Here is a 25,454-nt window from a genome sequence, read left to right on the forward strand (position 1 = left end):
CCGCCTCACCACCGCATCCAAACCATAACAATTAGAGAACATTAAGATGCCCGTACCCGACCCGTTCCGCGAAGGCATGGCCCGTGGCTGGAAAACCCACAACGGCGCCCAATTGACCCAGGACCTGACCCTCGAAGCGGATGTAGCGATCATCGGCAGCGGTGCCGGCGGCGGGACCACGGCCGAAATCCTCAGCACCGCCGGTTACAAGGTGCTGCTGATCGAGGAAGGCCCGCTCAAGACCAGCAGCGACTTCAAACTGCTCGAAGACCAGGCCTACGCCAGCCTCTATCAGGAAGGCATCGGCCGCATGAGCAAGGATGGCGCGATCACCATCCTCCAGGGCCGGGCGGTGGGCGGCACTACGCTGATCAACTGGACTTCGAGCTTTCGAACACCAGAACCCACGCTCGAACACTGGGCTAAAGAACACAATGTGAAGGGCCACTCCCCCGCTGAAATGGCGCCCTGGTTCGAAAAAATGGAACAGCGCCTGGGCGTCGCTCCATGGATGGTGCCGCCCAATGCCAACAACGACGTGATCCGCAAGGGCTGCGAGAAGCTCGGATATAGCTGGCATGTCATCCCACGCAATGTGCGCGGCTGCTGGAACCTCGGCTATTGCGGTATGGGCTGCCCGACCAACGCCAAGCAATCGATGATGGTCACGACCATTCCGGCCACCTTGGAAAACGGCGGCGAGCTGCTCTACCTGGCCCGCGCCGAAAAGCTCCTGATCAGCGGTGACAAGGTCACCGGCCTGCAATGCGTGGCAATGGACGAGCGTTGCGTCGAGCCCACCGGTCGCAAGATCATGGTCAAGGCGCGGCATTACGTGCTGGCGGGCGGCGGGATCAACAGCCCGGCATTGCTGCTGCGCTCCGGGGCACCCGACCCGCACAAACGCGTGGGCAAACGCACCTTCCTGCACCCGGTGAACATGTCCGCCGCGTTGTTCGACGAAGTGGTCAACCCCTTCTATGGCGCGCCGCAGTCGATCTACTCCGACCATTTCCAATGGCAGGACGGCACCACCGGCAAAATGGCCTACAAACTGGAGGTTCCACCGCTCCACCCGGCACTGGCGACGACGCTGCTGGGCGGTTTCGGCCAGGAAAACGCGCAACACATGGCCAATCTGCCGCATACCCACGCCATGCTCGCGCTGCTGCGCGACGGTTTTCACCCCGACAGCCAGGGCGGCACTGTACAGTTGCGCGGCGACGACACCCCCGTGCTCGATTATCAGGTGTCTGCCTATGCCTGGGACGGATTGCGCCGGGCCTTCCACAGCATGGCCGAAATCCAGTTTGCTGGCGGTGCCAGGGCCGTGATGCCGATGCACGCCGACGCGCGTTATGTGAACACCCTCGCCGAAGCCCGCACCCTGATCGACAGCCTGAGCCTGGAGTTGTATCGCACGCGGCTGGGCAGTGCGCATGTGATGGGCGGCTGCGCGATGGGCGAAGAGCCGAAAAATGCCGTCACCGACAGCCTCGGCCGGCATCATCAACTGGCCAATCTGTCGATTCATGACGGCTCGCTCTTTCCCACCAGCATTGGCGCAAACCCGCAGTTGTCGGTCTATGGGCTGACGGCGCATCTGGCGGCTTCCCTGGCCGAGCGTTTAAAAAACCCATGAAAAATACGATTATTCTGATCGTCGATAGTGCGTTCTTACCCAAAAGGCGACTTGGCCGACCGGTTAGGCTGCGATACCATCCGAATCCCCAACGCACTCCCGCCAGGACGACGCGATGAACCGAGTGTTGTACCCAGGTACCTTCGACCCTATTACCAAGGGCCATGGCGATCTGGTCGAACGCGCCTCGCGCCTGTTCGATCACGTGATCATTGCTGTCGCCGCCAGCCCGAAGAAAAACCCGTTGTTCCCCATGGAACAGCGTGTGGAACTGGCTCGCGAGGTCACCAAACATCTGCCGAACGTAGAAGTCGTCGGCTTCTCGACGCTGCTGGCGCACTTTGCCAAAGAGCAGAATGCCAACGTGTTCCTGCGTGGATTGCGCGCCGTGTCGGACTTCGAATACGAGTTCCAGTTGGCCAACATGAACCGCCAGCTGGCCCCGGATGTGGAAAGCCTGTTTCTTACCCCGTCCGAGCGTTATTCGTTCATTTCTTCGACCTTGGTCCGTGAAATTGCAGCCCTGGGCGGCGATATCACCAAGTTCGTGCACCCGGTGGTGGCGGACGCCCTGACCCAACGCTTCAAGAAGTAATACCCGGACTGTAGGAGCCGGCTTGCTGGCGATCAATGCAACGCGGTGTACCCTGACACACCGCCATCGCCAGCAAGCCGGCTCCTGCAGAACGTCGCGCCCGCGTGCATAGCGCTCACCAATGCGGCACAATTACGCGCATTGATTTATTGCGCCCGGGCCTGCCGCCCCGGCTGGAGTTAGCATGTCCCTGATCATCACCGACGATTGCATCAACTGCGACGTCTGCGAACCCGAGTGCCCCAACGCCGCCATTTCCCAGGGCGAAGAAATCTACGTGATCGACCCGAACCTGTGCACCCAGTGCGTCGGCCACTACGACGAACCGCAGTGCCAGCAGGTCTGCCCGGTGGATTGCATTCCGCTGGACGAAGCCCATCCGGAGACTGAAGAGCAGTTGATGGAGAAGTACCGCAAGATTACCGGCAAGGCTTGAAAGATCGCAGCCTGCGGCAGCTCCTACAGAGATCGCATTCCCCTGTAGGAGCTGCCGAAGGCTGCGATCTTTTGCTTTTCAGGTCTGACAGCGCGGGCAAAACACGCTGGCGCGCTGCCCGAGTTTCACCTCACGCAACTGCGTACCACAGACCTTGCAGTGCTCGGCACCACGGCCGTACACGAACAGCTCCTGCTGGAAATAGCCCGGCTGCCCATCCCCGCCGATAAAGTCGCGCAGCGTGGTGCCGCCACGCTCGATGGCGGCTGCCAGAATGCGCTTGATCTCGATCGCCAGCTTCAGGTATCGCGCCCGGGAAATGCTCCCGGCTTCGCGACGCGGGTCGATACCGGCGGCGAACAACGCTTCGGTCGCATAGATATTGCCGACGCCGACCACCACCGCGTTGTCCATGATGAACGGCTTGACGGCCATCGAGCGCCCGCGGGACAGCTGGAACAGCCGCTCGCCGTCGAACAGGTCGGTCAGCGGCTCCGGCCCCAGGCGAATCAGCAGCTCATGATTGAGCGGATCGAGGCTCCACAGCATCGCGCCGAACCGTCGCGGGTCGGTGTAGCGCAAGGCCAGGCCAGATTCCAGTTCGATATCCACATGCTCATGCTTGGCGGCCGGCAGGCCGGCTTCCACCAGGCGCAAATTACCCGACATGCCCAAATGGCTGATCAAGGTGCCGACCTCGGCATTGATCAACAGGTACTTGGCGCGCCGCTCCACCAGCACGATGCGCTGGCCCGACAGACGCACATCGAGGTCTTCGGGAATCGGCCAGCGCAAGCGCCGATCACGCACGATCACCCGGCTGACGCGCTGGCCTTCCAGGTGCGGCGCAATCCCGCGGCGGGTGGTTTCGACTTCTGGCAGTTCAGGCATGGGGCTCTCGAATCAGGCGCTCGGTGAGAAGAGATTCGCCACTCAGCGGTGAGCGCCGAGGTCGCGAATCGTCTGCTTGAGGGTTTCGAAATCGTAATCCGAGAGGCCGACGTAATCGAGCACCAAATGACCGATGCTGTTCCACTCGTGGTCTTCGGGTTGGTTGCCCAGCACCCGGTAAGACGCACAAATATGCTCGGCCATTTTCAGGATCGCCAACAGGTTTTTCAGGGCACTGTTGCGCGATGACTCATCGCTGAATATCGCCAGGGCATTGTGATGATTGGCGATCGCGGCAGACACGTGATCCGGCAGGCGCCAGGACTTGGCCGTGTAGTACCCGACCACGGCGTGGTTGGTATTGAACGCCTGGTTCTCGGTGTCCACCACCCGGCAATCGGGACCGGCGTTGGCATAGGCCTGTTCCAGCACGCTCATGTAGTTGGGGAACCGCTGCAGCATCAGCGGCACGCCACAATCGTGGAACAGCCCCAGGGCATAAGCTTCGTCGCCGGCCTGGGCGCCAATGCGCTTGGCCAGGGTCAGGCAGGTCATCGCCACGTCCTGGGCGGTGTCCCAGAACCGGTTCAGGGTGACGATGGTGTCGTCGTTCATCTCGCCCTTGATCGACTGCGCATTGATCAGGTTGATGATCGAACGGCTGCCCAGCAGATTCACCGCGCGCTGGATCGAAGCGATCTTGTTGCTCAGGCCGTAATACGGCGAATTGACGATTTTCAGCAGGGAGCCAGAGAGCCCCGGGTCCTGGGAAATCAGCTTCGCGATCACTTCCAGATCCGGGTCGGGCATGTACTGCTCCATCTGCAGATCCACCATGATCTGCGGTTGGGCCGGCACACTGATGCCTTGCAGGGATTGCTGGATTTGTTCGGGCGTCAGCTCTTGGGACATAAGTACACACTCTGGGACAGGCGCAGATTCTAACCTTTATGACATTGGATCCGACATACCAGCGAGCACATCGCCGGAACTTTCATTCCAGACCTGGCTTCGGACTTTGTAACGCTCACGGGCGAATCATTCTCTCAAGTCAGGAGCTTTTTCATGTCCAATTCCCTGAATGGCAAACGCGTCGCAATATTGGTGACCAATGGTTTCGAGCAGGTCGAACTGACCGGACCGAAACAAGCGCTGGAGCAGGCCGGCGCCCAGGTCGACATACTTTCCGCGAAGGAAGGCCAGGTCAAAGGCTGGAACCACGATAAACCGGCGGACGACTTCAAGGTTGACCGGACCTTCCGCTCGGCCAGCATCGAAGAATACGACGCCGTGGTCCTGCCTGGCGGCGTGCAGAATTCCGACACCATCCGCATCGACCAGGATGCCCAGCATCTGGTCAAGATGGGCACCTCTGCCGGCAAGCCGATCGCGGTCATCTGCCATGGCGGCTGGCTGCTGGTTTCGGCCGGGCTGGTCAATGGCAAGACCATGACCAGCTACAAGACGCTCAAGGACGATCTGGTGAATGCCGGCGCCCACTGGGTCGACAAGGAAGTGGTCACCGACGGGACACTGATCAGCAGCCGCCAGCCGGATGACATTCCGGCGTTCAATCGTGAGTTGATTCAGCTGTTGTCGGCGTAGTACCCAAAACCGCTATCGCGAGCAAGCTCGCTCCCACAGGGCAACGTATTCCCCTGTGGGAGCGGGCTTGCTCGCGAAGAGGCCATCAGCGTTTCATCGCCCATAGAACCCGCCACAAGCTTCAACACGCTATACTCCCGCTCTTTTTTCCGGAGCGACGTCATGTCCCTGCCTAGCCTGCGCCTCAAAGCCAACGCCGACCGCCGTCTGCGCAACGGTCATTTGTGGGTCTACAGCAACGAAATCGATGTAGCCGCGACCCCTTTGCACGGTTTCAAGGCCGGCGACCAGGCGATCCTCGAAGCCGCCGGCGGCAAGCCGCTGGGCATCGTCGCCATGAGCCCGAACAACCTGATCTGCGCGCGCCTGCTGTCGCGCGACATCAAGCTACCGCTCGACAAATCGCTGCTGGTGCATCGCCTCAACGTGGCCCTGTCCCTGCGCGAGCGCCTGTTCGACAAACCGTTCTATCGCCTGGTCTACGGCGACTCCGACCTGCTGCCAGGCCTTGTGGTCGACCGTTTCGGCGACATCCTGGTGGTGCAGATCGCCTCGGCGACCATGGAAGCCCACAAAGACGACGTGATCGCGGCACTGACCCAGGTGCTCAAGCCAAGCGGCATCCTGTTCAAGAACGACTCCGCCGCCCGTGACGCCGAAGGCCTCACCCGCTACGTCGAAACCGTCTTCGGCCTGGTGCCGGAGTGGGTCGCGCTGGAAGAGAATGGCGTGAAATTCGAAGCGCCGGTCATCCAGGGCCAGAAAACCGGCTGGTTCTACGACCACCGCATGAACCGCGCACGCCTGGCACCCTACGCCAAGGGCAAGCGCGTACTCGACCTGTACAGCTACATCGGCGGCTGGGGCGTGCAAGCAGCCGCGTTCGGCGCCAGTGAAGTGTTCTGCGTCGATGCCTCGGCCTTCGCCCTCGACGGCGTCGAGCGCAACGCCGCACTGAACGGTTTCGCCGAAAAAATGACCTGCATCGAAGGCGACGTTTTCGAAGCCCTGAAAGAACTCAAAGCCAGCGAAGAGCGCTTCGACGTGATCGTGGCCGATCCGCCAGCGTTCATCAAACGCAAGAAAGACATGAAAAACGGCGAAGGCGCCTACCGCCGCCTGAACGAGCAAGCCATGCGCCTGCTCACCAAGGACGGCATCCTGTTCAGCGCATCGTGCTCGATGCACCTGCCCGAAGACGACCTGCAGAACATCCTGCTGACCAGCGCCCGCCACCTGGATCGCAACATCCAGATGCTCGAACGCGGCGGTCAGGGCCCGGATCATCCGGTGCACCCGGCGATTGCCGAGACGCGTTACATCAAGAGCATTACCTGCCGGTTGCTGCCAAACAGCTAAAACCGCAATCCACTGTAGGAGCGTCGACCGGCTGCTCCTACAGTAGATTCAGACTTGTCCTACGCTCTCCCGCATTGACTTCAGCCCTCATCAAATCAATCCTCGCCTCCCCCCTCGCGGATCGAGAGCGAAGTTCGATGACTCGCCCCATTCACGCCAAAGAAAAATCGTCGTTCATCCTGTTGTTGATGGCTATGACGCTCCTCGCCGTATTCCCTCTCGACGTGGTTCTACCCTCGTTTCCCGCGCTGTCCGAGCACTTTCGTACCACCCCCACCGATATCGCCTTGTCGGTCAGCCTCTTTGCCATCGGCCTGGCGTTTTCGTTGCTGTTGATCGGGCCGCTGTCGGATATGTTCGGGCGCAAGAAGCTGTTGCTCGGAGGAATAGCCTTGGCGGCAGTGGGTGCGACGGGCTGTCTGTTCGCCAGTGATTTCACCTGGTTCCTGGTATTTCGCGTGGTGCAGGCGGTGGGCTGCGGGTCGTTTGCCTTGTCTCAGGCGCTGGTCCAGGATCTGTTCGCCGGCCGGGAGCTGGAGCGCCTGCGGATCTGGATGACCACCGCCGGCGGGATTTTCATCTCCAGTTCGCCGCTGATGGGCACCTGGCTGCAGTTGCATCTGGGCTGGCAGGGCAGTTTTTATGTCTTCATCAGCCTGGCGATCATTGTCTGGTTGAGATCCTGGTTCCTGCTTAGGGAAAGCCGCAGCAGTGAGCGCGCACCACGGCGATTTTTCGGCGCCTATTGGCTGCTCCTTTCGGACATCCGCTTTACCGGTTACTGGCTGATTTCCGCGCTCGCCTTCGCCTGCCATTTCTCCTTTCTCATCATCTCACCGATCATTTTCATGGAGCACCTGGACCTTTCCGCCTACCAGTTCGCCTGGGCGCTGCTGTTATATGGTGCGGCCTATGTGATCGGCGGGGTTGTTGCCAGCATCCTGCATCGCCATCTGGAAGGCGGCACGCAAATCATCATCGGCCTGGGTCTGATCGCCCTGTCGGGGCTGGTGATGCTGTGGCTGGCCTGGCAGTTCGGCCTGTCGGCTGCCACTGTGCTGATCCCCATGCTGATCTGTACCGCGGGCACCACCGTTTCCCGGCCCATCGCCAACTCCAGGGCGATGAGTCTTTACCCGCAACACGCCGGCACCTCGACTTCTGCCGGCAGCCTGATGATTTTCATGTGTGGCGGCTTGGTCAGTGCGGTGATCAATCTGGCCAGCGAACACCTGACCACCGCGCTGGGCTTGTGCTTTTTGATCCTGAGCGCGGTAGGGCTGGGATTGAACGCTTTGATCAGTCGGCGTGCGTTGAGCAGTAGCAAAATAACCACGACGGTGTAGGCCGCACGTCTCGTGATGGCTGTCTGCACGCTCGCAGCCATTCCCTCCTGCCGCCAGCCGTGTAGAATCGCGAACATTCATCGCCAGTCATCCCCGGCGGGTTTATGAGCTCAAGCTGAAGCGCGCGGCGATCCCGCAAAGTTATCGGCAACTTCCGGACACGCGGCCATTTCTGAGTGTTCCAGACGTCAATAGAAGCTCACTTCCCTTTTGATACCTGATTAGCCGCCCGGAGTGCTTCATGCCTGATTACCGCTCGAAAACATCCACCCATGGCCGCAACATGGCCGGCGCCCGCGCACTGTGGCGCGCAACGGGGATGAAAGATGACGACTTCAAAAAGCCGATCATCGCCATTGCCAACTCCTTCACCCAGTTCGTACCGGGCCACGTGCACCTGAAAGACCTGGGCCAACTGGTCGCCCGCGAAATCGAACGCGCTGGCGGTGTGGCAAAAGAATTCAACACCATCGCCGTCGATGACGGCATCGCCATGGGCCACGACGGCATGCTGTACTCGCTGCCGAGCCGCGAGATCATCGCCGACTCCGTCGAATACATGGTCAACGCCCACTGCGCCGACGCCATCGTTTGCATCTCCAACTGCGACAAGATCACCCCTGGCATGCTGATGGCGTCCCTGCGCCTGAACATCCCGGTGATCTTCGTTTCCGGCGGTCCGATGGAAGCCGGCAAGACCAAACTCGCCAGCCACGGTCTCGACCTGGTCGACGCCATGGTGATCGCCGCCGACTCCAGCGCTTCTGACGAGAAAGTCGCTGAATACGAGCGTAGCGCCTGCCCAACCTGTGGTTCGTGCTCCGGCATGTTCACCGCCAACTCGATGAATTGCCTGGTCGAGGCCTTGGGCCTGGCATTGCCGGGCAACGGTTCGACCCTGGCCACTCACAGCGACCGCGAGCAGCTGTTCCTGCAGGCCGGGCGCACCATCGTCGAGCTGTGCAAGCGTTACTACGGTGAGAACGATGAGTCGGTGTTGCCGCGCAACATCGCCAACTTCCAGGCGTTCGAGAACGCCATGACCCTGGACATCGCCATGGGCGGTTCCACCAACACCATCCTGCACTTGCTGGCCGCTGCCCAGGAAGCCGAGATCGATTTCGACCTGCGCGACATCGACCGCCTGTCCCGTCACGTGCCGCAACTGTGCAAGGTCGCGCCGAACATCCAGAAGTACCACATGGAAGACGTGCACCGCGCCGGCGGGATCTTCAGCATCCTCGGTTCGCTGGCCCGTGGCGGCTTGCTGCACACCCAGCTGCCGACCGTGCACAGCCGCAGCATGGAAGAAGCCATCGCCAAGTGGGACATCACCCAGACCACCGACGAAGCCGTGCACCACTTCTTCAAGGCAGGTCCCGCAGGCATCCCGACGCAAACCGCGTTCAGCCAGTCGACCCGTTGGGACACCCTGGACGACGACCGTGAAAACGGCTGCATCCGCAGCGTCGAACACGCTTACTCGCAAGAAGGCGGCCTGGCCGTGCTCTACGGCAACATCGCCCTGGACGGCTGCGTGGTGAAAACCGCCGGCGTCGACGAGTCAATCCACGTGTTCGAAGGCAACGCGAAGATCTTCGAAAGCCAGGACAGCGCCGTACGCGGCATCCTCGCCGACGAAGTGAAGGAAGGCGACATCGTCATCATCCGCTATGAAGGCCCGAAAGGCGGCCCGGGCATGCAGGAAATGCTCTACCCGACTTCGTACCTGAAATCCAAAGGCCTGGGCAAAGCCTGCGCCCTGCTCACCGACGGCCGTTTCTCCGGCGGCACCTCGGGCCTGTCCATCGGCCACGCTTCCCCTGAAGCGGCTGCCGGTGGCGCGATTGGCCTGGTGCAGGACGGCGACAAGGTACTGATCGACATCCCGAACCGCTCGATCAACCTGTTGGTCAGCGATGAAGAACTGGCAGCACGCCGGGTCGAGCAGGACAAGAAAGGCTGGAAACCGGTGGAAGTGCGTCCACGTAAAGTGACCACCGCCCTGAAGGCTTACGCCCTGCTCGCGACCAGTGCCGACAAGGGTGCTGTGCGTAACAAGGCGATGCTTGACGGGCTGTAAGGCCTAAGCGTCGAACAAAAATGCCCCGCCAAGTGCGGGGTATTTTTTTGCCTGCGTTAATCCTGCGGGTCGAGGTTATCCAGCGCCTGGTTCACCGCCAGCTCGCCCAGCATGATGACCTGGGCAATACCCAGCATCGTGCTGCGTTGAGAGCCTTCCAGCAGTGCGGCGAAATCGCTGGCCATGACATTGGCCGAGGCGAGGGATTCGCAGGCGTGGGCCAGGAGGGTTTCGGTGTCGAGGCCAGGGGCGATGATGAAGGTTCGGCTGGGTTTTCGTGGGGTGGCGTTGATTTGGGTGGACAGGTTGTCGGTGTCCGGTGGATCAGGGGTAATTTTCAGCATTGATGATTCTCCTGGAGGTAAGGAGCCATCACCTTCGCTACCAAACGAAAGGTGGCAGCCATACGCAGGTTGGTAGACCGGTCCAGGGAGCCGGCGCGCTCGAAAGCGCCCCACGCATGACCACCATAGAAGCAGAGACGAAAAAACCTGCCAAAGGTGTAGTCATGCGCCTGGAAAATCCGGGCTACCAAACCCGATCGCTGATGGGCAGCGACACGGAGAAGATAGAACCCGCCAAACAGGCGCACAAGTCGGCGGATTCTGAAGTAGTCGTAGTCCTTTACGCAAGAACGTGCAGGTTGCGACTAGTAGGAAGAAGTTGATCAAACAGAGGCTTTCATTGCACCGGCTGACCTCATCGCGAGCAGACTCGCTCCCACAATGGGTCTTCAGCGGACAAGCCATGTGTGACCAATAGGGATCAAACTGTAGGAGCGAGCTTGCTCGCGATGAACGCAAGGACACCGCGTAAAACCAGGAAGTACGCGATATCGTTAACGACCATCGCGAGCAAGCTCGCTCCTACAGTGAATCAAAACCCTTACTGGATTTCTTGCGGTGTAACGATCACCCAGTTCTTGTCTGCGGTCACCGGCAAGCCTTCCTTGGCCTGGGCCGCGGCGTTCTTGGCCATCATGCCCTGGATCTGGGTCATGTATTTGTCCTTGCGGTTGACCCACAGGTGGATGCCGCCCTTGGCCACGTCGACGCTGTGGAACAGCATGTAGCCATCGCTGGTGGGGGTATCGCCGCCGACCAGGACCGGTTTTTTCCATTCGTCGATGTAGGTCAGGATTGCCGCTTGTTTACCCGCCATCCAGGTCGCCGGGGTCCACAGGTACGGGGTCAGTTCCAGGCCCAGGTTGGCCTTCTCGTCATATTTGCCGGCGGTGATCTGCTTGCGCGCGGTGGTCAGTTCACCGGTCTTGGGGTCCTTGAGCAGCAGCGACACGCCGATCACGTTCTGCGGTTTAACGTTGTAGCCGTACTTCGGATCGGCCGCGACCATGCGTACCAGTTCTTCGGAGGCGGCGGTCATCACGTAGACCTCGATGCCGTTCTCCATCAGTTTGTTGTACAGCTCTTGCTGGCCGGTGAAGATTTTTGGCGGGTTGACGTCGAGGTTCTTGACCACGTCGCCTTCGTAATAAGTGTCCGGCACCGGTTTGCCGGACGCCATCATCTCGTCGACATAGCCCTTGAGTTCTTGCAGCGTAAAGCCGGAGAACACTTGCGCGACCCATGGATAACACACCATGTCGTCGACTTCGCAGAGGCGGTAGTAATAGCTGAACAGGCTTTCCTTGTGGTCGGCGGTGTCCTTGAACGGCATCAGTTTCAGGGAGGGGTCGAGCTTGTCGCGGGTGATCAGGCCCTTGTTTTCCATGAACGGCAACAAAGACTCTTCAAGGTCGTAGCGGTAACTGGTGTTGTCCATGTCGAACACCGCGTAGTTACCCTTGTTGGCATTGGCCGCGATCATCGCGTCCAGCGCCTTGGCCTGATCGGCTGGCCAGTGCTTCAGATCCGTGGCGAGTACCTGGCCGGCAAGGCCCAGGCAAAGTGCGGCAACCAGATATTTCGGTGCGAACTTCATCTGCGTTTCTCCCTGAGTGAAAGAGATCGACGCTAACAAATAAGTGTGACAGTCCTCGTCTGTCAGCGACCGCCAACGTGCGTATCGCGTCAGCTGCATCCCCGAGAGCGACACCGGCTTATTCCAAAAACGACAGTCACCAGACGTTTTTGATATTAATTCATTGTAAATCAAGCTGTTAGGCTTGCCGGTTCGCAGCTGCCCCGGAAGGTAGCTGGCACAAGTCACTTTCGGAGTCCTCATGAATCTGCCGCTGATTCTCAATCTGCTGGTGTTCCTCGCCCTGCTCCTGGGCCTGGCACAAACCCGCCACACCACCTGGAGCCTGGCGAAAAAAGTCCTGCTCGCCCTGGTGCTGGGCGTGGCGTTCGGTGTGGCGTTGCACACTGTCTACGGTGCCGGTAACCCGGTGTTGAAAGCGTCGATCGGCTGGTTCGACCTGGTGGGCAACGGTTATGTGCAGCTACTGCAAATGATCGTGATCCCGCTGGTATTCGCCTCGATCCTCAGCGCTGTGGCTCGCCTGCACAACGCCTCGTCGCTAGGCAAGATCAGCTTCCTGACCATTGGCACGCTGCTGTTCACCACCGCCATCGCGGCCTTGATCGGCATCGGCCTGACCAACCTGTTCGGCCTGACCGCCGAGGGCCTGGTGGCCGGCACCCAGGAAATGGCGCGCCTGCAAACCATCCAGACCGACTACGCCGGCAAGGTCGCGGACCTCAATGTGCCGCAGTTGCTGCTGTCGTTCATTCCGCAAAACCCCTTCGCCGACCTGGCGCGGGCCAAGCCGACGTCGATCATCAGCGTGGTGATCTTTGCGGCGTTCCTCGGGGTCGCGGCTTTGCAGCTGCTCAAGGATGACGTGGAAAAAGGTCAGAAAGTGATCAACGCCATCGACACCCTGCAAGCCTGGGTGATGCGCCTGGTTCGCCTGGTGATGAAGCTGACCCCTTACGGCGTACTGGCGCTGATGACCAAGGTGGTCGCTGGCTCCAACCTGCAGGACATCATCAAGCTCGGCAGTTTCGTCGTGGTGTCCTACATCGGTCTAGGCCTGATGTTTGTGGTGCATGGCGTGCTGGTGTCGGCGGCGGGGATCAACCCGCTGCGGTTCTTCCGTAAGATCTGGCCGGTGCTGACGTTTGCGTTTACCAGCCGTTCGAGCGCCGCGACCATTCCGTTGAGCATCGAAGCGCAGACCAGCCGCCTGGGCATCCCGCAATCCATCGCCAGTTTCGCCGCTTCGTTCGGCGCGACCATTGGCCAGAACGGCTGCGCCGGTTTGTATCCGGCGATGTTGGCGGTGATGGTGGCGCCGACCGTAGGCATCAACCCATTGGACCCGTTGTGGATCGCGACGCTGGTGGCGATAGTGACCTTGAGTTCGGCCGGTGTGGCGGGCGTGGGCGGCGGCGCGACCTTTGCCGCGTTGATCGTGTTGCCGGCGATGGGTTTGCCGGTGTCACTGGTGGCGTTGCTGATTTCGGTCGAGCCGCTGATTGATATGGGGCGTACGGCGTTGAACGTCAGTGGTTCGATGACGGCCGGGGCGATTACCAGCCAGGTGATGCAGCAGACGGATAAAGAGCTGCTGGATGCGGATGAGCATTCGGCGTTGGCGCACGCTTAAGTCTTTCATTGCCTGAGCGGGCCTCTTCGCGAGCAAGCCCGCTCCCACAGGGGATGTGTGTCGTTCACAGATCCAATGTGGGAGATTCTATGTTTGGGGGGAAGCCCCCAAGACTGGATTTGGCTGATACTCGCTCTGGTTCTTCATCAGGGCGAACGCCACTCGTGCCAGCTTTCGAGCCAGGATGACCAGCACTTGAGTCGTCTTTAATCCTCGCTCCAGATAGCGTTCGTAAAATGGCTTCCAGGTCTTCGAGCGACTGGCAGCCATCGCGGCGTTATGCAGCAGACGCCGTATTTCTGAGTCACCTTTCTTGGTCAGCTTTCGACGTCCGTTCATCTGCCCCGAATCAGAGACTCTCAAATCCATTCCAAGAAACGCGATATAGGCGTCACCACTGGCGAAGTCGCCACGTTGAAATGCCATCGTCAGTGCGGTGGCGGTAAGAAAACCGACCCCCTCTACGGCCTGGCAGCGTTTGACTTGATCCAACAGACCCGCCTCTTTGACGACTTCCAACAGCTTCTTCTGGATGAGTAAATCCAATCGACCCATGGCAGCTATCTGTTGTTTGAATGCCGCTTTCAGCAGCGGCTCGTCGTTCCAGCTTTGAGTCAGGCTGACACGCGCCTGGACCAATGTCGCTCGTCTTCGAAGCAGGCTTTGAAGCTTGGTATAGACCTTCGGCGGCGGGCTCCAAGGACGTAGCTCTTCCTCTTCGTTCTTCAAGTAACGCGCCAGTAAACGCGCGTCGCTGGCATCTGTTTTGGCGCGGCCACCCACTCCTTTGCGGTAGTTACTCAAACGGAAACCGTCGATGACATAGACGACATGTCCCATTGCATGAGCCAGCTCAACCGTATCCAGGTGATAGATATTGGTGGCTTCAATCGCGATGGCGCTGTTTGCAGGTAACGTTTTCAGCCACTTTGTAAGAGACGGTTTATCGTTTGACACGGGCAACAGCAGATCCGTGTCGGCCTGATAGACCACCACTTCGGCCTTGGCGACATCCACTCCGACTACAGAACGCGAGACACTCATTGCCACAAAGAAAGCTCCGGGTTAGGGTTTAAAGGCTTGTCGGGGCTTCACCATTGCGCTGGCTTGCTTCTATCGTCGGTCATGGCCGATGCATTCCTTATCGGCGCTTTGGTGAAGGGGTGGGGCGAAGTCTCCCACGGTCTGTACTGGCTAGAGTCAGATGCTGGCTTTTAGTCCCACCACCCCTACAAGTCTAAACATACAAGCGGGCTTGCTCGCGAAGCTTTCAGGCTTTTTCCCAGACTTCGAAGTTGTACGCTGGCTTGTCATCCACAGCCGGATTTTCGGTGTTGGACACCAGCTTCCACTGCCCCAAATCAAACTCCGGAAACCACGCATCCCCTTCCGGGCTCAACGCCACGCGGGTCAGGTACAGCCGATCGGCCTGCGCCAACCCCTGCGCATACAACTGCGCCCCGCCAATCAGCATCAGCTCATCGACGCCCTGCTCCTTCGCCCACTCTTCAGCGCGAACCACGGCCGCCTCCAGCGACGGATAAACCTCCGCGCCTTCGAGCACCAGATCCGCCTGACGGCTGACCACGATGTTCAAGCGCCCCGGCAACGGGCGACCGAGGGAATCCCAGGTCTTGCGGCCCATGATGATCGGCTTGCCCAGGGTAGTGGCCTTGAAGTACTTGAAGTCCCCCGGCAGGTGCCAGGGCATGCTGTTGTCGACGCCGATCACACGGTTTTCACCGAGGGCTGCGATCAGGCTGAGGGGGAGTGATTTAGTCATGCCGGCGAGGATACCAGAGCCTCGCTTTCCCCGATAAGCGCCACAGCGGTTATGCTCACAGTTCAATTAAGCGACGGGATGCTGCGTGACTGAACTGAATACTCTCTGGCTGACAGAAACCATCCGCCTGCGCGAAGAACACGCCGGTCCCCTGGAAGATCTGGAAGCCAACCGATTGGCCCGCAGCGCCGGCGGCGATCTGCCGACGCGCATTCAACGCCGGGCCCTGTGGCTGGCCGAGCGCGATGGCCTGAGCGATGCACTCAAACACTGGCAACAAGGCGCGCGACTGGCGCTGATCGTTATGGCGGTGCTGGCCGTGGTCAGCGGCGCCGGCCTGGCCTTTGCCGCCATGGGCGACGGCCTGCACCCGGTGAATGTGTTCTGGGCGCTGGGCAGTCTGCTCGGGCTCAACCTGATCCTGCTGCTGAGCTGGGCCCTCGGCCTGGTGTTCGCCGGCGAGCACGGCGCCAGCCTCGGGCGCCTGTGGTTGTGGCTCAGCGAAAAACTCGCCCGGGACGCCAAGGCCGCGCAACTGGCACCGGCCCTGCTGCTGTTGCTGCAACGCCGGAAACTCAATCGCTGGGCCATCGGCGTACTGGTCAATGGCCTGTGGTTATTGGCAATGCTCAGTGCCCTGGTGGTTCTGCTGACGTTGATGGCCACCCGGCGCTACGGCTTCGTCTGGGAAACCACGATCCTCAGTGCCGACACCTTCATTGCCGTGACCCAGGCCCTCGGCGCCCTACCGGCCTTGCTCGGCTTCAGCGTGCCCACCGAGGCGATGATCCGCGCCAGTGGCGACGCCGCACTGAACATCGAAAGTGCCCGCCAGGCCTGGGCGGCTTGGCTGGTAGGCGTGTTGCTGGTCTACGGCGTGGCGCCGCGCCTGGTGTTGGCGCTGTTTTGCCTGTGGCGCTGGAAGTCCGGCCGGACAAGCCTGCAGCTCGACCTGAACCTGCCCGGTTATGCCCAACTGCGCGAACGGCTGATGCCCACCAGCGAACGCCTGGGTGTCAGCGATGCCGCGCCGGCACAACTTCATCGCGTGGAGAGCGGCGTCAGCGAACAGCACAGCGATGGCGCACTGTTGGTCGCCATTGAGCTGGACGACGACCGTCCGTGGCCGCCCCAACTGGCGAAGAACGTCAGCAACGCCGGGATCCTCGACAGCCGCGAATCGCGCAACAAACTCCTCGAGCAACTGAGCCGTTTTCCTCCTGCGCGCCTGGCGATCGCGTGCGATCCACGGCGCTCGCCGGACCGCGGCAGCCTGGCGCTGATCGCCGAACTGGCCCGCAGCGCCAGCGCCACCCGCGTGTGGTTGTTGCAGGCGCCGCCCGGGGAAGCGCTGGACGCCGAACGCCTGGGCGACTGGCATGTGGCGCTGCAACAGCTGGAATTGCCGTTCGCCGATTGCGCTCCGATGAACTGGCTGGAGACGGGTCATGACTGACACCAGCAAGCAGCCCCTGAAACTCGCCGTGGTCGGCCACACCAACGTCGGCAAAACCTCGTTGTTGCGCACCCTGACCCGCGATGTCGGTTTCGGCGAAGTGTCCCACCGCCCCAGCACCACGCGGCATGTCGAAGGCGCGCGGTTGTCGGTGGACGGCGAGCCCTTGCTGGATCTCTACGACACCCCGGGACTGGAAGACGCCATCGCCCTGCTCGACTACCTCGAACGCCTGGAGCGGCCCGGCGAGCGACTGGACGGCCCGGCACGACTGGCGCGTTTTCTTGAGGGCAGCGAAGCCCGGCAGCGCTTCGAACAGGAGGCCAAGGTGCTGCGCCAGTTGCTGGCGTCGGACGCCGGGCTCTATGTGATCGACGCCCGGGAACCGGTCCTGGCCAAGTATCGCGATGAGCTGGAAGTGCTGGCCAGCTGCGGCAAACCCCTGCTGCCGGTGCTGAATTTTGTCAGCAGCGCCAACCACCGCGAGCCGGCGTGGCGTGAAGCCCTGGCGCGCCTTGGTTTGCATGCGCTGGTTCGCTTCGACAGCGTCGCACCGCCGGAGGATGGCGAACGCCGGCTCTATGAAAGCCTGGCGCTGCTGCTGGAAACCGCACGGCCACAACTGGAACGCCTGATCGCCGACCAGCAGGCACAACGCCTGGCCCGTGAGCGCAGCGCCGTGCGCCTGATTGCCGAATTGCTGATCGATTGCGCCGCGTGCCGGCGCAGCGTTGTCAGCGATGTGCAGCAGGAACAGCAGGCGATCGATGAGCTGCGCAAAGCCGTACGCCAACGCGAGCAGCGTTGTGTCGAAGCGCTGCTCAAGCTCTACGCGTTTCGCCCGCAGGATGCCGCGGCCAGTGATCTGCCGCTGCTCGACGGGCGTTGGGGCGATGACTTGTTCAACCCCGAAACCCTCAAGCAACTGGGCGTGCGGGTGGGCGGTGGTATCGCTGCCGGTGCCGCCGCGGGGGCCGGCGTCGACTTGCTGGTCGGCGGCCTGACGCTGGGTGCTGCCGCCCTGGCCGGGGCGATTGCCGGCGGCGCCCTGCAAACCGCGCGCAGTTATGGCAGCCGCCTGCTGGGCAAGATCAAGGGCCAGCGCGAACTGACGGTGGATGACAGCGTGTTGCGGCTGCTGGCGTTGCGTCAGCGGCAACTGCTGCAAGCGCTGAACGCCCGTGGGCATGCGGCGATGGACAGCATTCAGGTGGCCACGCCGCAGGACAAGAGTTGGCGGGAAGGTAAATTGCCGGAAGCGCTGAACAGGGCGCGGGCGCATCCGCAGTGGTCTTCGCTTAATGCGCATCCGAAGTTGAATCAGGCGGAGCGGCAGGAGCAGGTTGAGGTGTTGGCGCAGCAGCTATAGCGGCTGGGTCGATTAGCTATGTTGCCAGCACTGGCCCCTTCGCGAGCAAGCCCGCTCCCACATTGGTGCGGCGGCTATCACAAATCCAATGTGGGAGCGGGCTTGCTCGCGAATGCAGCAACTCGGTATCACAGGCTTTACGCCGCCAGCAGGCGCGATGCTTTGCCCTTCAACACCGCCAGATCAATCACCGGCACATGCATCTCCTTGGCCAGCTCATCCCACTGGCGCATGCGCAAACTGACCGCGCACAACGGGTCCTGCTCGAATGCATCGGCCTCGGCCTCGGACATCACGCCGCCCTGATATTCCAAGGTGCGACGGCTGGCTTCGCTCAGACGCTCGTAGTACCCCGGCTCTCTGAGCGTCAGATAGCGCTTGGCTTGAACGTGATATTCCACCAACCGCGCCATCCGCTCGCTGAAACCTGCACGGCGCAAATAATCAGCGCCCAACCGCTCATGACTCACTATGCCGAAGCCGCCCATGTTCTCGGCACTGTCGGTACAGATATGCCCGATGTCGTGAAAAAACGCCGCCAACACCACTTCGTCATCGAAGCCTTCGGCCATCGCCAGTTGCGCGGCCTGGGACATGTGCTCGATCTGCGACACCGGCTCGCCGATGTAGTCGCTGTCACCGAAGCGCTCGTACAAAGCGAACACGTCGGCGATCACTTGCTCGTTGCGTTGCATCAGATTTCTCCCAACAGGGTGGCGACGTTACGTTCGGCCATGGCCGGCCCGACGCTCATGCCAACGCCGGTGTGCATCAATGCCACGCTCAGGCCCTTTTCCGGACGCAGGAACGAAAACGGTCCCGGCCCCCGTGAACCATAGACACCCTGCCAGCGTTCGACCACTTGCACTTTGCAGCCCAGCGTTTGCTCGGCCAACTCGATCATCCAGTCGTCGACCTGCTCGGCATTGAAGGGCGACGGATCACTGCCGTAATGGTGGGAGTCGCCAATGATCAACTCGCCATAGGGCGTCGGGCTGATCAGCAGGTGAATGCCGTGTTCATGCAAGTGCGGCGCGTGTTGCAGGATCTCGGCCTGCACCGCCGCGGCTTCGGGCAAATCGGCGAAGGCACCGTAATGCACGCAGCTCAAACCGGTGAGCACTGCGTGTTGCAGGTTAAGGTTGATCTGCGGCCGGGCGCGGAGCATCTGCAGGCGGCAGATTTGCGGGTCGAGCTGGGCGATCTGCTCGGCAAGCAACGTCTGATAGTCGTGACCGGAACAGAGGATAATCTGCTCGCCACTGAAACTGCCGGCGGTGCTGTGCAGGCGGCCCGGTTCGATGTCGCGCACCAGGGTGGAGAAGTGAAACTCGACGCCCAGGTCGCGACGCAAAAAGTCGATCAGCGCCGGAATCGCTTCGCGCGAATACAGTTGCTGGTCGTCCATGCCGTGCAACGCCGCGCGGTGATGGCGGAACTGGCCGTTGTACAGATCTCCCAGTTGGGCGTCACGCAGCAGCTCGACGCGGTAGCCGTGTTCCACGGCGCGACCGGCGCAAAAGGCTTCCAGCAACTGTTCTTCGGCTTCGGTGCGGGCGAACAGGTATGAGCCGTTGCGCTTGAGTTGCAGGCCGGCGAGCTGCGCCCAGTCGCCCCAGATGTCGCGACTGGCCCGGGCCAGCTCCAGCATCGGGCCCGGGGGTTGACCGGTGACCAGTGCCTGGCCGAAGTTGCGCACCGATGCGCCTAGAGGCGTTGCGCTGCGTTCGAAAACCCTGACCTTGAGACCGCGCTTGGCGGCGGCATAGGCATGGGACAGGCCCAGGATGCCGGCGCCGATGATCAGCATGTCGTTGTGTTGTGTCATCTAGAGGTGCTCTGAATGAGAGACCGCCTTCGCTGGCAAGCCAGCTCCTATGTATGGACTCGCCCCCACTGTCTACCCGCTTTTAAAAAACCGTCGCCCCGTTGCATCTATGTATAAGGCCTATTCGTGGAAGCCGTCTTCGGCTTCTGGCCAAAATTGGAAAAGCTCGTGGTATGCCGATTACATTCAGGCCTCGAAGGCCAGTAGGAGCTTAGGCATCAATCCACGCCGGTCTTACCTGGGGTCAATTTTTTTCAGCAAAGGGTCGGACAGTTGGTACCTCGGTGGCAGAACTCTGTCGCTCAGTGGCTCATCGTTGCCTGCTGGCCATCTCCGGCGTGGCGACGATAAGTCTGGTCATTCTGTAGAAGCACCCAGACGATTCGCAGGTTGCGGTTGGCTAGCCTGATCGCAGCTTCCTTACGACCCAACCGGCTCATCCAGTGCAACAAGCGGCGGTCATCGGGTTGCTGGGAATCAGGTCGTAGTTGTTGCAGCACCGCGTGGGCTCCTTGGATCATCAGGCTGCGTAAATAAGCATCACCTCGCTTGGTCATGTCCCCCAGCCGGATCTTTTCCCCGCTGCTGTGCTGGTCAGGCACCATGCCAAAGTACGCGGCAAACTTGCGGGCATTGGGAAATCGCTCAGGCTTGGTTTCCTTGGCCACCAGGGCCGTGGCTGTGACTGGGCCGATGCCGCGCACAGTCATCAGTCGCTTCGCCGTCATGTCGGCGTTGGCGGCCACTTCCAGGCGTCCCGTCAGTACGCTGATGCGCTCGCCCAAATGGCGCCACTCGGCCAGCAGTTCGTCGATCAGTTCACGCAGCAGGGCCGGCACCGGCTGGGTAGCATCTTCCAGCACCCGCGGAATTTTCTGGCTGATCGCAACATCGCCTTGCGCCAAGGCGACACCGTGCTCGAGCAGCAGGCCGCGCATCTGATTACTGACGGCCGTGCGCCGACGCACATAGCCCTGACGGGCGCGATGCAACGCCTGCATGGCCAGCGCCGCGACGCTTTTGACCGGTACTGCGCAGATTTTTTCATCGCGACCAGCCCGCAGAATCGCCAACGCATCGTTGCGATCATTTTTTGGCCCACTGCGATGTTTGGCCACCAAACCGGCTGGAAGAATCCGCGCCGAATTACCTTGGTCTTGCAGTTGCCGGGCCCAGGCTTGAGCACCCGGACCGGTCTCCATCAAAACCACAACATGAGGCGGCAACTTTTGGAGAAACTCATAGAACGCCTCGCGCGACTTGATCCGTTGCTCGAAGCGCACCTGGCCGAGAACATCTTCACCGGCGACCTGAAAAACCTGCTTGGCCAGATCGACCGCCAAGGTTGTGCAGGCCGACAAATCGGTAGAAGACAGGGATTGATCAATCGAACTATGCTTTTTCATGGACTCGCCCTCGCTGCCGTTGGCTGTTTAGACTGCCACCGTGGCGCATTGACGCCTCGGCTGGGGCGAGTCCATCCAATTACAAGGGGTATGCCATTACCTGTAGGGGCTGGCTTTGCCAGCGAAGAGGCCCTGTCAGCCGATGAAGATCTTACTTGGCCGCCACTTTCTCGGACTTGCCGTCATAGCGCTTGCGCCATTCGGTCAGGATCTCGTCACGGTTTTTCGAAGCCCAGGCGAAGTCGTTCTTGATCAAACGCTGCTCGTAGTCCGCTGGCAGTTCGGTCTGCGGCTTGGCAATGCCTGGCTGCGCAAGAACCGCGAAGTTCTCCTTGTACAGATCCATCGCTTCGGCGCTGGCGGAGAAATCAGCCAGTTTCTTCGCCGCTTCTTCATGTGGAGTGCCCTTGATCACGGCCGTCGCTTCGATCTCCCAACCCAGGCCTTCCTTCGGCAGGATGATGTCCAGCGGTGCGCCTTGGCGTTTCAGCTGAACAGCCGGGTATTCAAAGGAAATGCCGATCGGGAATTCCCCTGCCGCCGCCAGTTTGCAAGGCTTGGAACCGGAGTGAACGTACTGGCCGATGTTCTGGTGCAGGCCGTCCATGTAGGCCCAGCCCTGCTTCTCGCCGAAAGTCTGCAGCCAGGCGCTGACGTCGAGGAAACCGGTGCCGGACGATGCCGGGTTAGGCATGACGATCTTGCCTTTGTATTCAGGCTTGGTCAGGTCCTGCCAGCTCACGGGCTTGGTCAGGCCCTGTTTCTCGGCTTCGACGGTGTTGAAGCAAATGGTCGCGGCCCAGACGTCCATGCCGACCCAGGCTGGCGGGTTGGCGGCGTCGCGGTAGTTCGCGCCGATCTTGCCCAGGTCTTTCGGGGCATAGCTTTGCAGCATGCCTTGCTGGTCGAGGATCGCCAGGCTCGAAGCGGCCAGGCCCCACACGGCGTCAGCCTGCGGACGGGCTTTTTCGGCCAGCAGTTTGGCGGTGATGATCCCGGTGGAGTCACGCACCCATTTGATCTCGACGTCCGGGTTGGCCTTCTCGAAAGCCTCTTTGTAGGTCTTCAGTTGCTCGGCTTCGAGGGCGGTGTACACCGTCAACTCGGTTTTCGCCGCAAAGGCGTTCAGGCTGAAAGCGGTGAGGACAGCAGCGGCCAGGGCCATAGGCTTGAACATGATCTTTTCCTGTATGTGAGTTGAGGGTATGAATCAGTGACCGGGCGCGGTCTGCCGCCAGGCTTGCGAGCGGCGCAGCAAACCGCGCGAAGCCCAGGCCAGCAGCAGGGACACGCCCGCCGAGGTGAACAGAATCAGGGTCGACATCGCCGCCGCACCGCCGACGTTGCCGGCGTCGTCCATGTTCAGCACCGCCACCGCCGCGAGGATGGTGTCGGGGCTGTAGAGGAAGATCGCCGCCGAGACGGTGGTCATGGCCGAGACGAACAGGTAGCGCACGATGTCCAGCAGCGCGGGCAGACAGATCGGCACGGTGACCCGCAGGTAGTGCCGATACAGCGGCGCCTTGAGCGACAGCGCGGCGGCTTCGAACTCGGCATCGAGTTGGCGCAGCGCGGTGGTGGCGGTCATTTGCGCAGTGGTCAAATAGTGAGCAATGGTGCAGACCACTAACAGCGTCATGGTCCCGTAGAGCACGTGCAGCGGGTTGCCGGTGAGGTTGAAGAAGAAGACGTAACCCAGGCCCAGCACCAGCCCAGGCACCGCCATCGGTACGAAACTGAGCATTCGCAAGGTCAGGTTCAGCCCGCGCTGGCCCCTGGTTTTTTCCATCAGGTAGGCACCGGTGAAAATCAGCACACTGCCGATCAGCGCCGTGCACAACGCCATCTTCACGCTGTTGCCGTAGGCCAGCCAGCCACCGCCGGCGGTTTCGTTGAACTGGTAGTGGTTGAGCGACAGCGACAGGTTGTACGGCCAGAACTTCACCAGGGACGAGAACACCGCCATGCCGAACACCAGCAGCAAGGCGCTGCAGATCAGCAGGACCACGACCAGGTAGCAGCCGTCGCGCAGTTTCGAGGGCGCAGGCTTGAACACCTGGGCACGACCGCTCATGGAATCGCCATGACGGCGACGCAACCAGGCATCGACCCCGAAGCTGAACAGCGCCGGCAGCAACAGCACCATGCCGATCAATGCGCCGCGACCGAACTGTTGCTGGCCGACCACCGCCTTATAGGCTTCCAGCGCCAGCACCTGATAGTCGCCACCGACCACCACGGGTACGCCGAAGTCAGTGATGGTCAGGGTGAACACCAGGCAGAACGCGGCGAATATCGCCTGGCGGGTCGCTGGCCAGGTGATGCTGCGGAAGGCTTTTGCCGGGCTGGCACCCATGCTGGAAGCGGCATCGAACAGGCGCGCATCCGCCAGGGACAGGGCCGACAGCAGGATCATCAAGGCATGCGGAAAGGTGTAGATGACTTCACCGAGCACAATGCCCCAGAAGCCGTAGATGTTGTCCGAGAGCAGGCTACGCAGCATGCCCTGGTTGCCGAACAGGTACACCAGCGCGATGCCGGGCAGCATCGACGGCGCCATCAACGGCAGCAGCGAAATGCCACGCCAGATGCCTTTGCCGGGAATCAGGGTGCGTTGCAGTGCGTAGGCAAACAGGTAGGCCAGCGGTACGACAATGGCCGCCACGCTGAGGGACACCTTCAGGCTATTGCCCAGCAGCCAGTGGAAGTTCTCGCTGGTCACCAGCTCTTTGGCAGCGACCCAACCACCCCCCTGCCCGGCCTCGGCGCTGAAGCCACGCCAGAATATCGCCAGCAACGGCATCAATACGGCGACGCCCAACAACGCCAGCAGAAGGACTTTGCCGCCGACCACGAACAGCCGGTCGCCTATCTCGGCACGGGAAGTCTGCCGCACCTGATTTTGCGGCAGCGGCAGCGCGATATTCGCGCTCATCAGGCAAACACCTGCAGGCTGCGTGGTGGCAAGGCGACCATGATCTGCTGGGCGCCCAGGCGCGGCATGGCTTCCGGGGCCAGCTCCGCCAACAGCGCATGGCCCGGCAATTGATCGAGTTCGAAACTCATGCGGCAACGGTTACCGAGGAAGGTGATTTCACGAACCTTGGCCGGGAACAGGTTTTCCTCGTGCACCGGCGGGTTGACGTTGATCGCTTCCGGACGGCAGAACAGACGGCCCGACGCGGTCTTGGCGCCGCCATCGGCCAGGCGCATGTTCATCCCGCCGACCTGGGCGTGGCTGTCGCTGCTGCGCTGGAACGGCAGCCAGTTGCCCTGGCCGACGAACTCCGCCACGAACGGCGTGGCCGGGCGGTTGTAGATTTCCTGCGGCGTGGCGTACTGCTCGACCTTGCCGTTGTTCATCACGGCAATGCGGTCGGCCATCAGCATGGCCTCGTCCTGATTGTGGGTCACCATCAGGGTGGTGATGCCGAGGCTGCGTTGCAGCTGGCGCAGCTCGGTGCACAGGTGCTCACGGACGCGGGCATCGAGGGCCGACATCGGTTCGTCCAGCAGCAACAGCGAAGGTGCCGGGGCCAGGGCGCGAGCCAGCGCCACGCGCTGCTGCTGGCCGCCGGACAATTGGCCGGGGTACTTTTTCTCGCTGCCGCCAAGGCCCACCAGTTCCAGCATCTGGCCAACGCGCTGGCGCACCTGGTCGCGACCACTACCGGCCAGGCCGTAGGCAATGTTCGCTTCGACGGTGAGATTGGGGAACAGCGCGTAGGACTGAAACAGAATGCCGTAGTCCCGCGCCTGGGGCGCCAGGTGGGAAACGTCGCGATCGCCCAGGTACAGCTCGCCGCTGTCCTGCTTCTCCAGACCGGCGATGCAACGCAGCAAGGTGGTTTTGCCACAGCCCGAAGGGCCCAACAGGCACACCAGCTCACCGGCCGCCACGTCGAGGGAAACGTTGTCCAGCGCGGTAAAGGCGCCAAAGCGCTTCTGTACACCGCGCACCTTCATGGGGGCGCCGGGGTTGGTCAGGGCGGTTGCGATCGAGTTGTTCATGGACGGACCTCATCTGGCAGATGGGGCCATCCTAGGGTTGTAATGCGTCCGTCATGTGGCAGTAAGGCAA

22 protein-coding genes are annotated in these 25,454 nt (G+C 61.3%); 10 read left to right on the plus strand and 12 right to left on the minus strand.

The genetic code is table 11. The features are described 5' to 3' along the window. The first annotated feature begins 46 nt into the window (after window positions 1-46). The 3 genes from DKB71_RS31570 to DKB71_RS31580 all read left to right on the plus strand — a co-directional run bounded on the left by DKB71_RS31570 (window position 47) and on the right by DKB71_RS31580 (window position 2,673). Window positions 47-1,642 (plus strand): GMC family oxidoreductase N-terminal domain-containing protein, encoded by a 1,596-nt coding sequence (locus tag DKB71_RS31570; protein WP_408599246.1) that lies wholly within the window; start codon window positions 47-49, stop codon window positions 1,640-1,642. A gap of 115 nt (window positions 1,643-1,757) precedes the next feature. Beyond that, entirely contained in the window at window positions 1,758-2,237 is a 480-nt protein-coding gene (gene coaD / locus DKB71_RS31575) for a pantetheine-phosphate adenylyltransferase (RefSeq protein ID WP_274075676.1), read from the plus strand. A gap of 184 nt (window positions 2,238-2,421) precedes the next feature. After that, window positions 2,422-2,673 carry a YfhL family 4Fe-4S dicluster ferredoxin gene (locus tag DKB71_RS31580; RefSeq protein ID WP_003195146.1) on the plus strand — a complete coding sequence of 84 codons (252 nt, stop codon included), beginning with the start codon at window positions 2,422-2,424 and terminating at the stop codon, window positions 2,671-2,673. Window positions 2,674-2,751: 78 nt separating this feature from the next. On the opposite strand, the gene mutM is transcribed toward DKB71_RS31580, so the two are convergent. Together mutM and DKB71_RS31590 are read right to left on the minus strand one after the other, a co-directional pair. After that, the gene (gene mutM / locus DKB71_RS31585) at window positions 2,752-3,564 is read right to left on the minus strand and encodes a bifunctional DNA-formamidopyrimidine glycosylase/DNA-(apurinic or apyrimidinic site) lyase (protein WP_274075677.1); all 813 of its coding nucleotides are present in this window, start codon (window positions 3,562-3,564) and stop codon (window positions 2,752-2,754) included. 42 nt (window positions 3,565-3,606) lie between these two features. After that, a complete protein-coding gene (locus tag DKB71_RS31590; RefSeq protein ID WP_274075697.1) occupies window positions 3,607-4,422 on the minus strand; it encodes an HDOD domain-containing protein in 816 nt (271 codons plus the stop codon). A 207-nt stretch (window positions 4,423-4,629) separates the two neighbouring features. On the opposite strand from DKB71_RS31590, the gene DKB71_RS31595 reads away from it, so the two are divergent. The 4 genes from DKB71_RS31595 to ilvD all read left to right on the plus strand — a co-directional run bounded on the left by DKB71_RS31595 (window position 4,630) and on the right by ilvD (window position 9,957). Next, a complete protein-coding gene (locus DKB71_RS31595) occupies window positions 4,630-5,169 on the plus strand; it encodes a type 1 glutamine amidotransferase domain-containing protein (protein WP_408599247.1) in 540 nt (179 codons plus the stop codon). 162 nt (window positions 5,170-5,331) lie between these two features. Further along, window positions 5,332-6,528, plus strand: a complete 1,197-nt coding sequence (locus tag DKB71_RS31600) for a class I SAM-dependent rRNA methyltransferase (protein WP_046818366.1) — start codon at window positions 5,332-5,334, stop codon at window positions 6,526-6,528. A gap of 137 nt (window positions 6,529-6,665) precedes the next feature. After that, window positions 6,666-7,874, plus strand: coding sequence for an MFS transporter (locus DKB71_RS31605; protein ID WP_408599248.1), 1,209 nt, complete (start codon window positions 6,666-6,668; stop codon window positions 7,872-7,874). A 241-nt stretch (window positions 7,875-8,115) separates the two neighbouring features. Then, window positions 8,116-9,957 (plus strand): dihydroxy-acid dehydratase, encoded by a 1,842-nt coding sequence (gene ilvD, locus DKB71_RS31610; RefSeq protein WP_046818369.1) that lies wholly within the window; start codon window positions 8,116-8,118, stop codon window positions 9,955-9,957. Window positions 9,958-10,013: 56 nt separating this feature from the next. Here the strand turns inward: ilvD and DKB71_RS31615 are convergent, their stop codons facing one another. Beyond that, window positions 10,014-10,301, minus strand: a complete 288-nt coding sequence (locus DKB71_RS31615) for a DUF6124 family protein (protein ID WP_323606636.1) — start codon at window positions 10,299-10,301, stop codon at window positions 10,014-10,016. 541 nt (window positions 10,302-10,842) lie between these two features. Further along, window positions 10,843-11,898 carry a haloacid dehalogenase-like hydrolase gene (locus DKB71_RS31620; protein ID WP_408599249.1) on the minus strand — a complete coding sequence of 352 codons (1,056 nt, stop codon included), beginning with the start codon at window positions 11,896-11,898 and terminating at the stop codon, window positions 10,843-10,845. Between the two features lie 241 nt (window positions 11,899-12,139). Between DKB71_RS31620 and DKB71_RS31625 the strand changes: the two genes are divergently transcribed. Then, entirely contained in the window at window positions 12,140-13,531 is a 1,392-nt protein-coding gene (locus DKB71_RS31625; protein ID WP_274075682.1) for an L-cystine transporter, read from the plus strand. An 87-nt stretch (window positions 13,532-13,618) separates the two neighbouring features. On the opposite strand, the gene DKB71_RS31630 is transcribed toward DKB71_RS31625, so the two are convergent. Both DKB71_RS31630 and DKB71_RS31635 read right to left on the minus strand, forming a co-directional pair. Continuing rightward, complete coding sequence (locus DKB71_RS31630) at window positions 13,619-14,581, minus strand: IS110 family transposase (protein ID WP_408597243.1); 963 nt, start codon at window positions 14,579-14,581, stop codon at window positions 13,619-13,621. 220 nt (window positions 14,582-14,801) lie between these two features. Beyond that, window positions 14,802-15,314, minus strand: a complete 513-nt coding sequence (locus DKB71_RS31635; RefSeq protein WP_408599250.1) for a dihydrofolate reductase — start codon at window positions 15,312-15,314, stop codon at window positions 14,802-14,804. Window positions 15,315-15,399: 85 nt separating this feature from the next. Here DKB71_RS31635 and DKB71_RS31640 point away from each other — a divergent pair, with 85 nt between their 5' ends. Next, a complete protein-coding gene (locus tag DKB71_RS31640) occupies window positions 15,400-16,770 on the plus strand; it encodes a DUF2868 domain-containing protein (protein ID WP_408599251.1) in 1,371 nt (456 codons plus the stop codon). Further along, the gene (locus DKB71_RS31645) at window positions 16,763-18,139 is read left to right on the plus strand and encodes a GTPase/DUF3482 domain-containing protein (protein WP_323606640.1); all 1,377 of its coding nucleotides are present in this window, start codon (window positions 16,763-16,765) and stop codon (window positions 18,137-18,139) included. The genes DKB71_RS31640 and DKB71_RS31645 overlap by 8 nt, the downstream gene beginning before the upstream one ends. Window positions 18,140-18,276: 137 nt before the next feature. Here the strand turns inward: DKB71_RS31645 and DKB71_RS31650 are convergent, their stop codons facing one another. The 6 genes from DKB71_RS31650 to DKB71_RS31675 all read right to left on the minus strand — a co-directional run bounded on the left by DKB71_RS31650 (window position 18,277) and on the right by DKB71_RS31675 (window position 25,384). Next, window positions 18,277-18,834 carry a phosphonate degradation HD-domain oxygenase gene (locus tag DKB71_RS31650; RefSeq protein WP_248685973.1) on the minus strand — a complete coding sequence of 186 codons (558 nt, stop codon included), beginning with the start codon at window positions 18,832-18,834 and terminating at the stop codon, window positions 18,277-18,279. After that, entirely contained in the window at window positions 18,834-19,967 is a 1,134-nt protein-coding gene (locus DKB71_RS31655) for a TIGR03364 family FAD-dependent oxidoreductase (RefSeq protein ID WP_408599252.1), read from the minus strand. The genes DKB71_RS31650 and DKB71_RS31655 overlap by 1 nt, the downstream gene beginning before the upstream one ends. Window positions 19,968-20,269: 302 nt before the next feature. Beyond that, window positions 20,270-21,328 (minus strand): IS110 family transposase, encoded by a 1,059-nt coding sequence (locus DKB71_RS31660; RefSeq protein WP_274078160.1) that lies wholly within the window; start codon window positions 21,326-21,328, stop codon window positions 20,270-20,272. Window positions 21,329-21,524: 196 nt separating this feature from the next. Next, window positions 21,525-22,550: a putative 2-aminoethylphosphonate ABC transporter substrate-binding protein gene (locus DKB71_RS31665; RefSeq protein WP_274075688.1), complete on the minus strand. Its 1,026-nt coding sequence runs from the start codon at window positions 22,548-22,550 to the stop codon at window positions 21,525-21,527. Between the two features lie 33 nt (window positions 22,551-22,583). Then, window positions 22,584-24,308: a putative 2-aminoethylphosphonate ABC transporter permease subunit gene (locus tag DKB71_RS31670; RefSeq protein WP_408599253.1), complete on the minus strand. Its 1,725-nt coding sequence runs from the start codon at window positions 24,306-24,308 to the stop codon at window positions 22,584-22,586. Continuing rightward, window positions 24,308-25,384: a putative 2-aminoethylphosphonate ABC transporter ATP-binding protein gene (locus tag DKB71_RS31675; RefSeq protein ID WP_408599254.1), complete on the minus strand. Its 1,077-nt coding sequence runs from the start codon at window positions 25,382-25,384 to the stop codon at window positions 24,308-24,310. The genes DKB71_RS31670 and DKB71_RS31675 overlap by 1 nt, the downstream gene beginning before the upstream one ends. Window positions 25,385-25,454: the final 70 nt, after the last annotated feature.

The organism is Pseudomonas sp. PLMAX (assembly GCF_046042685.1).
In the GTDB taxonomy this organism is placed as follows: Bacteria; Pseudomonadota; Gammaproteobacteria; order Pseudomonadales; family Pseudomonadaceae; genus Aquipseudomonas; species Aquipseudomonas putida_AE.

Coding starts and splice junctions, on each gene's coding strand:
- DKB71_RS31570 (WP_408599246.1), top strand. CDS start 47: ATGCCCGTACCCGACCCGTTCCGCGAAGGCATGGCCCGTGGCTGGAAA.
- coaD (WP_274075676.1), top strand. CDS start 1,758: ATGAACCGAGTGTTGTACCCAGGTACCTTCGACCCTATTACCAAGGGC.
- DKB71_RS31580 (WP_003195146.1), top strand. CDS start 2,422: ATGTCCCTGATCATCACCGACGATTGCATCAACTGCGACGTCTGCGAA.
- mutM (WP_274075677.1), bottom strand. CDS start 3,564: ATGCCTGAACTGCCAGAAGTCGAAACCACCCGCCGCGGGATTGCGCCG.
- DKB71_RS31595 (WP_408599247.1), top strand. CDS start 4,630: ATGTCCAATTCCCTGAATGGCAAACGCGTCGCAATATTGGTGACCAAT.
- DKB71_RS31600 (WP_046818366.1), top strand. CDS start 5,332: ATGTCCCTGCCTAGCCTGCGCCTCAAAGCCAACGCCGACCGCCGTCTG.
- DKB71_RS31605 (WP_408599248.1), top strand. CDS start 6,666: ATGACTCGCCCCATTCACGCCAAAGAAAAATCGTCGTTCATCCTGTTG.
- ilvD (WP_046818369.1), top strand. CDS start 8,116: ATGCCTGATTACCGCTCGAAAACATCCACCCATGGCCGCAACATGGCC.
- DKB71_RS31615 (WP_323606636.1), bottom strand. CDS start 10,301: ATGCTGAAAATTACCCCTGATCCACCGGACACCGACAACCTGTCCACC.
- DKB71_RS31620 (WP_408599249.1), bottom strand. CDS start 11,898: ATGAAGTTCGCACCGAAATATCTGGTTGCCGCACTTTGCCTGGGCCTT.
- DKB71_RS31625 (WP_274075682.1), top strand. CDS start 12,140: ATGAATCTGCCGCTGATTCTCAATCTGCTGGTGTTCCTCGCCCTGCTC.
- DKB71_RS31635 (WP_408599250.1), bottom strand. CDS start 15,314: ATGACTAAATCACTCCCCCTCAGCCTGATCGCAGCCCTCGGTGAAAAC.
- DKB71_RS31645 (WP_323606640.1), top strand. CDS start 16,763: ATGACTGACACCAGCAAGCAGCCCCTGAAACTCGCCGTGGTCGGCCAC.
- DKB71_RS31650 (WP_248685973.1), bottom strand. CDS start 18,834: ATGCAACGCAACGAGCAAGTGATCGCCGACGTGTTCGCTTTGTACGAG.
- DKB71_RS31655 (WP_408599252.1), bottom strand. CDS start 19,967: ATGACACAACACAACGACATGCTGATCATCGGCGCCGGCATCCTGGGC.
- DKB71_RS31665 (WP_274075688.1), bottom strand. CDS start 22,550: ATGTTCAAGCCTATGGCCCTGGCCGCTGCTGTCCTCACCGCTTTCAGC.
- DKB71_RS31670 (WP_408599253.1), bottom strand. CDS start 24,308: ATGAGCGCGAATATCGCGCTGCCGCTGCCGCAAAATCAGGTGCGGCAG.
- DKB71_RS31675 (WP_408599254.1), bottom strand. CDS start 25,384: ATGAACAACTCGATCGCAACCGCCCTGACCAACCCCGGCGCCCCCATG.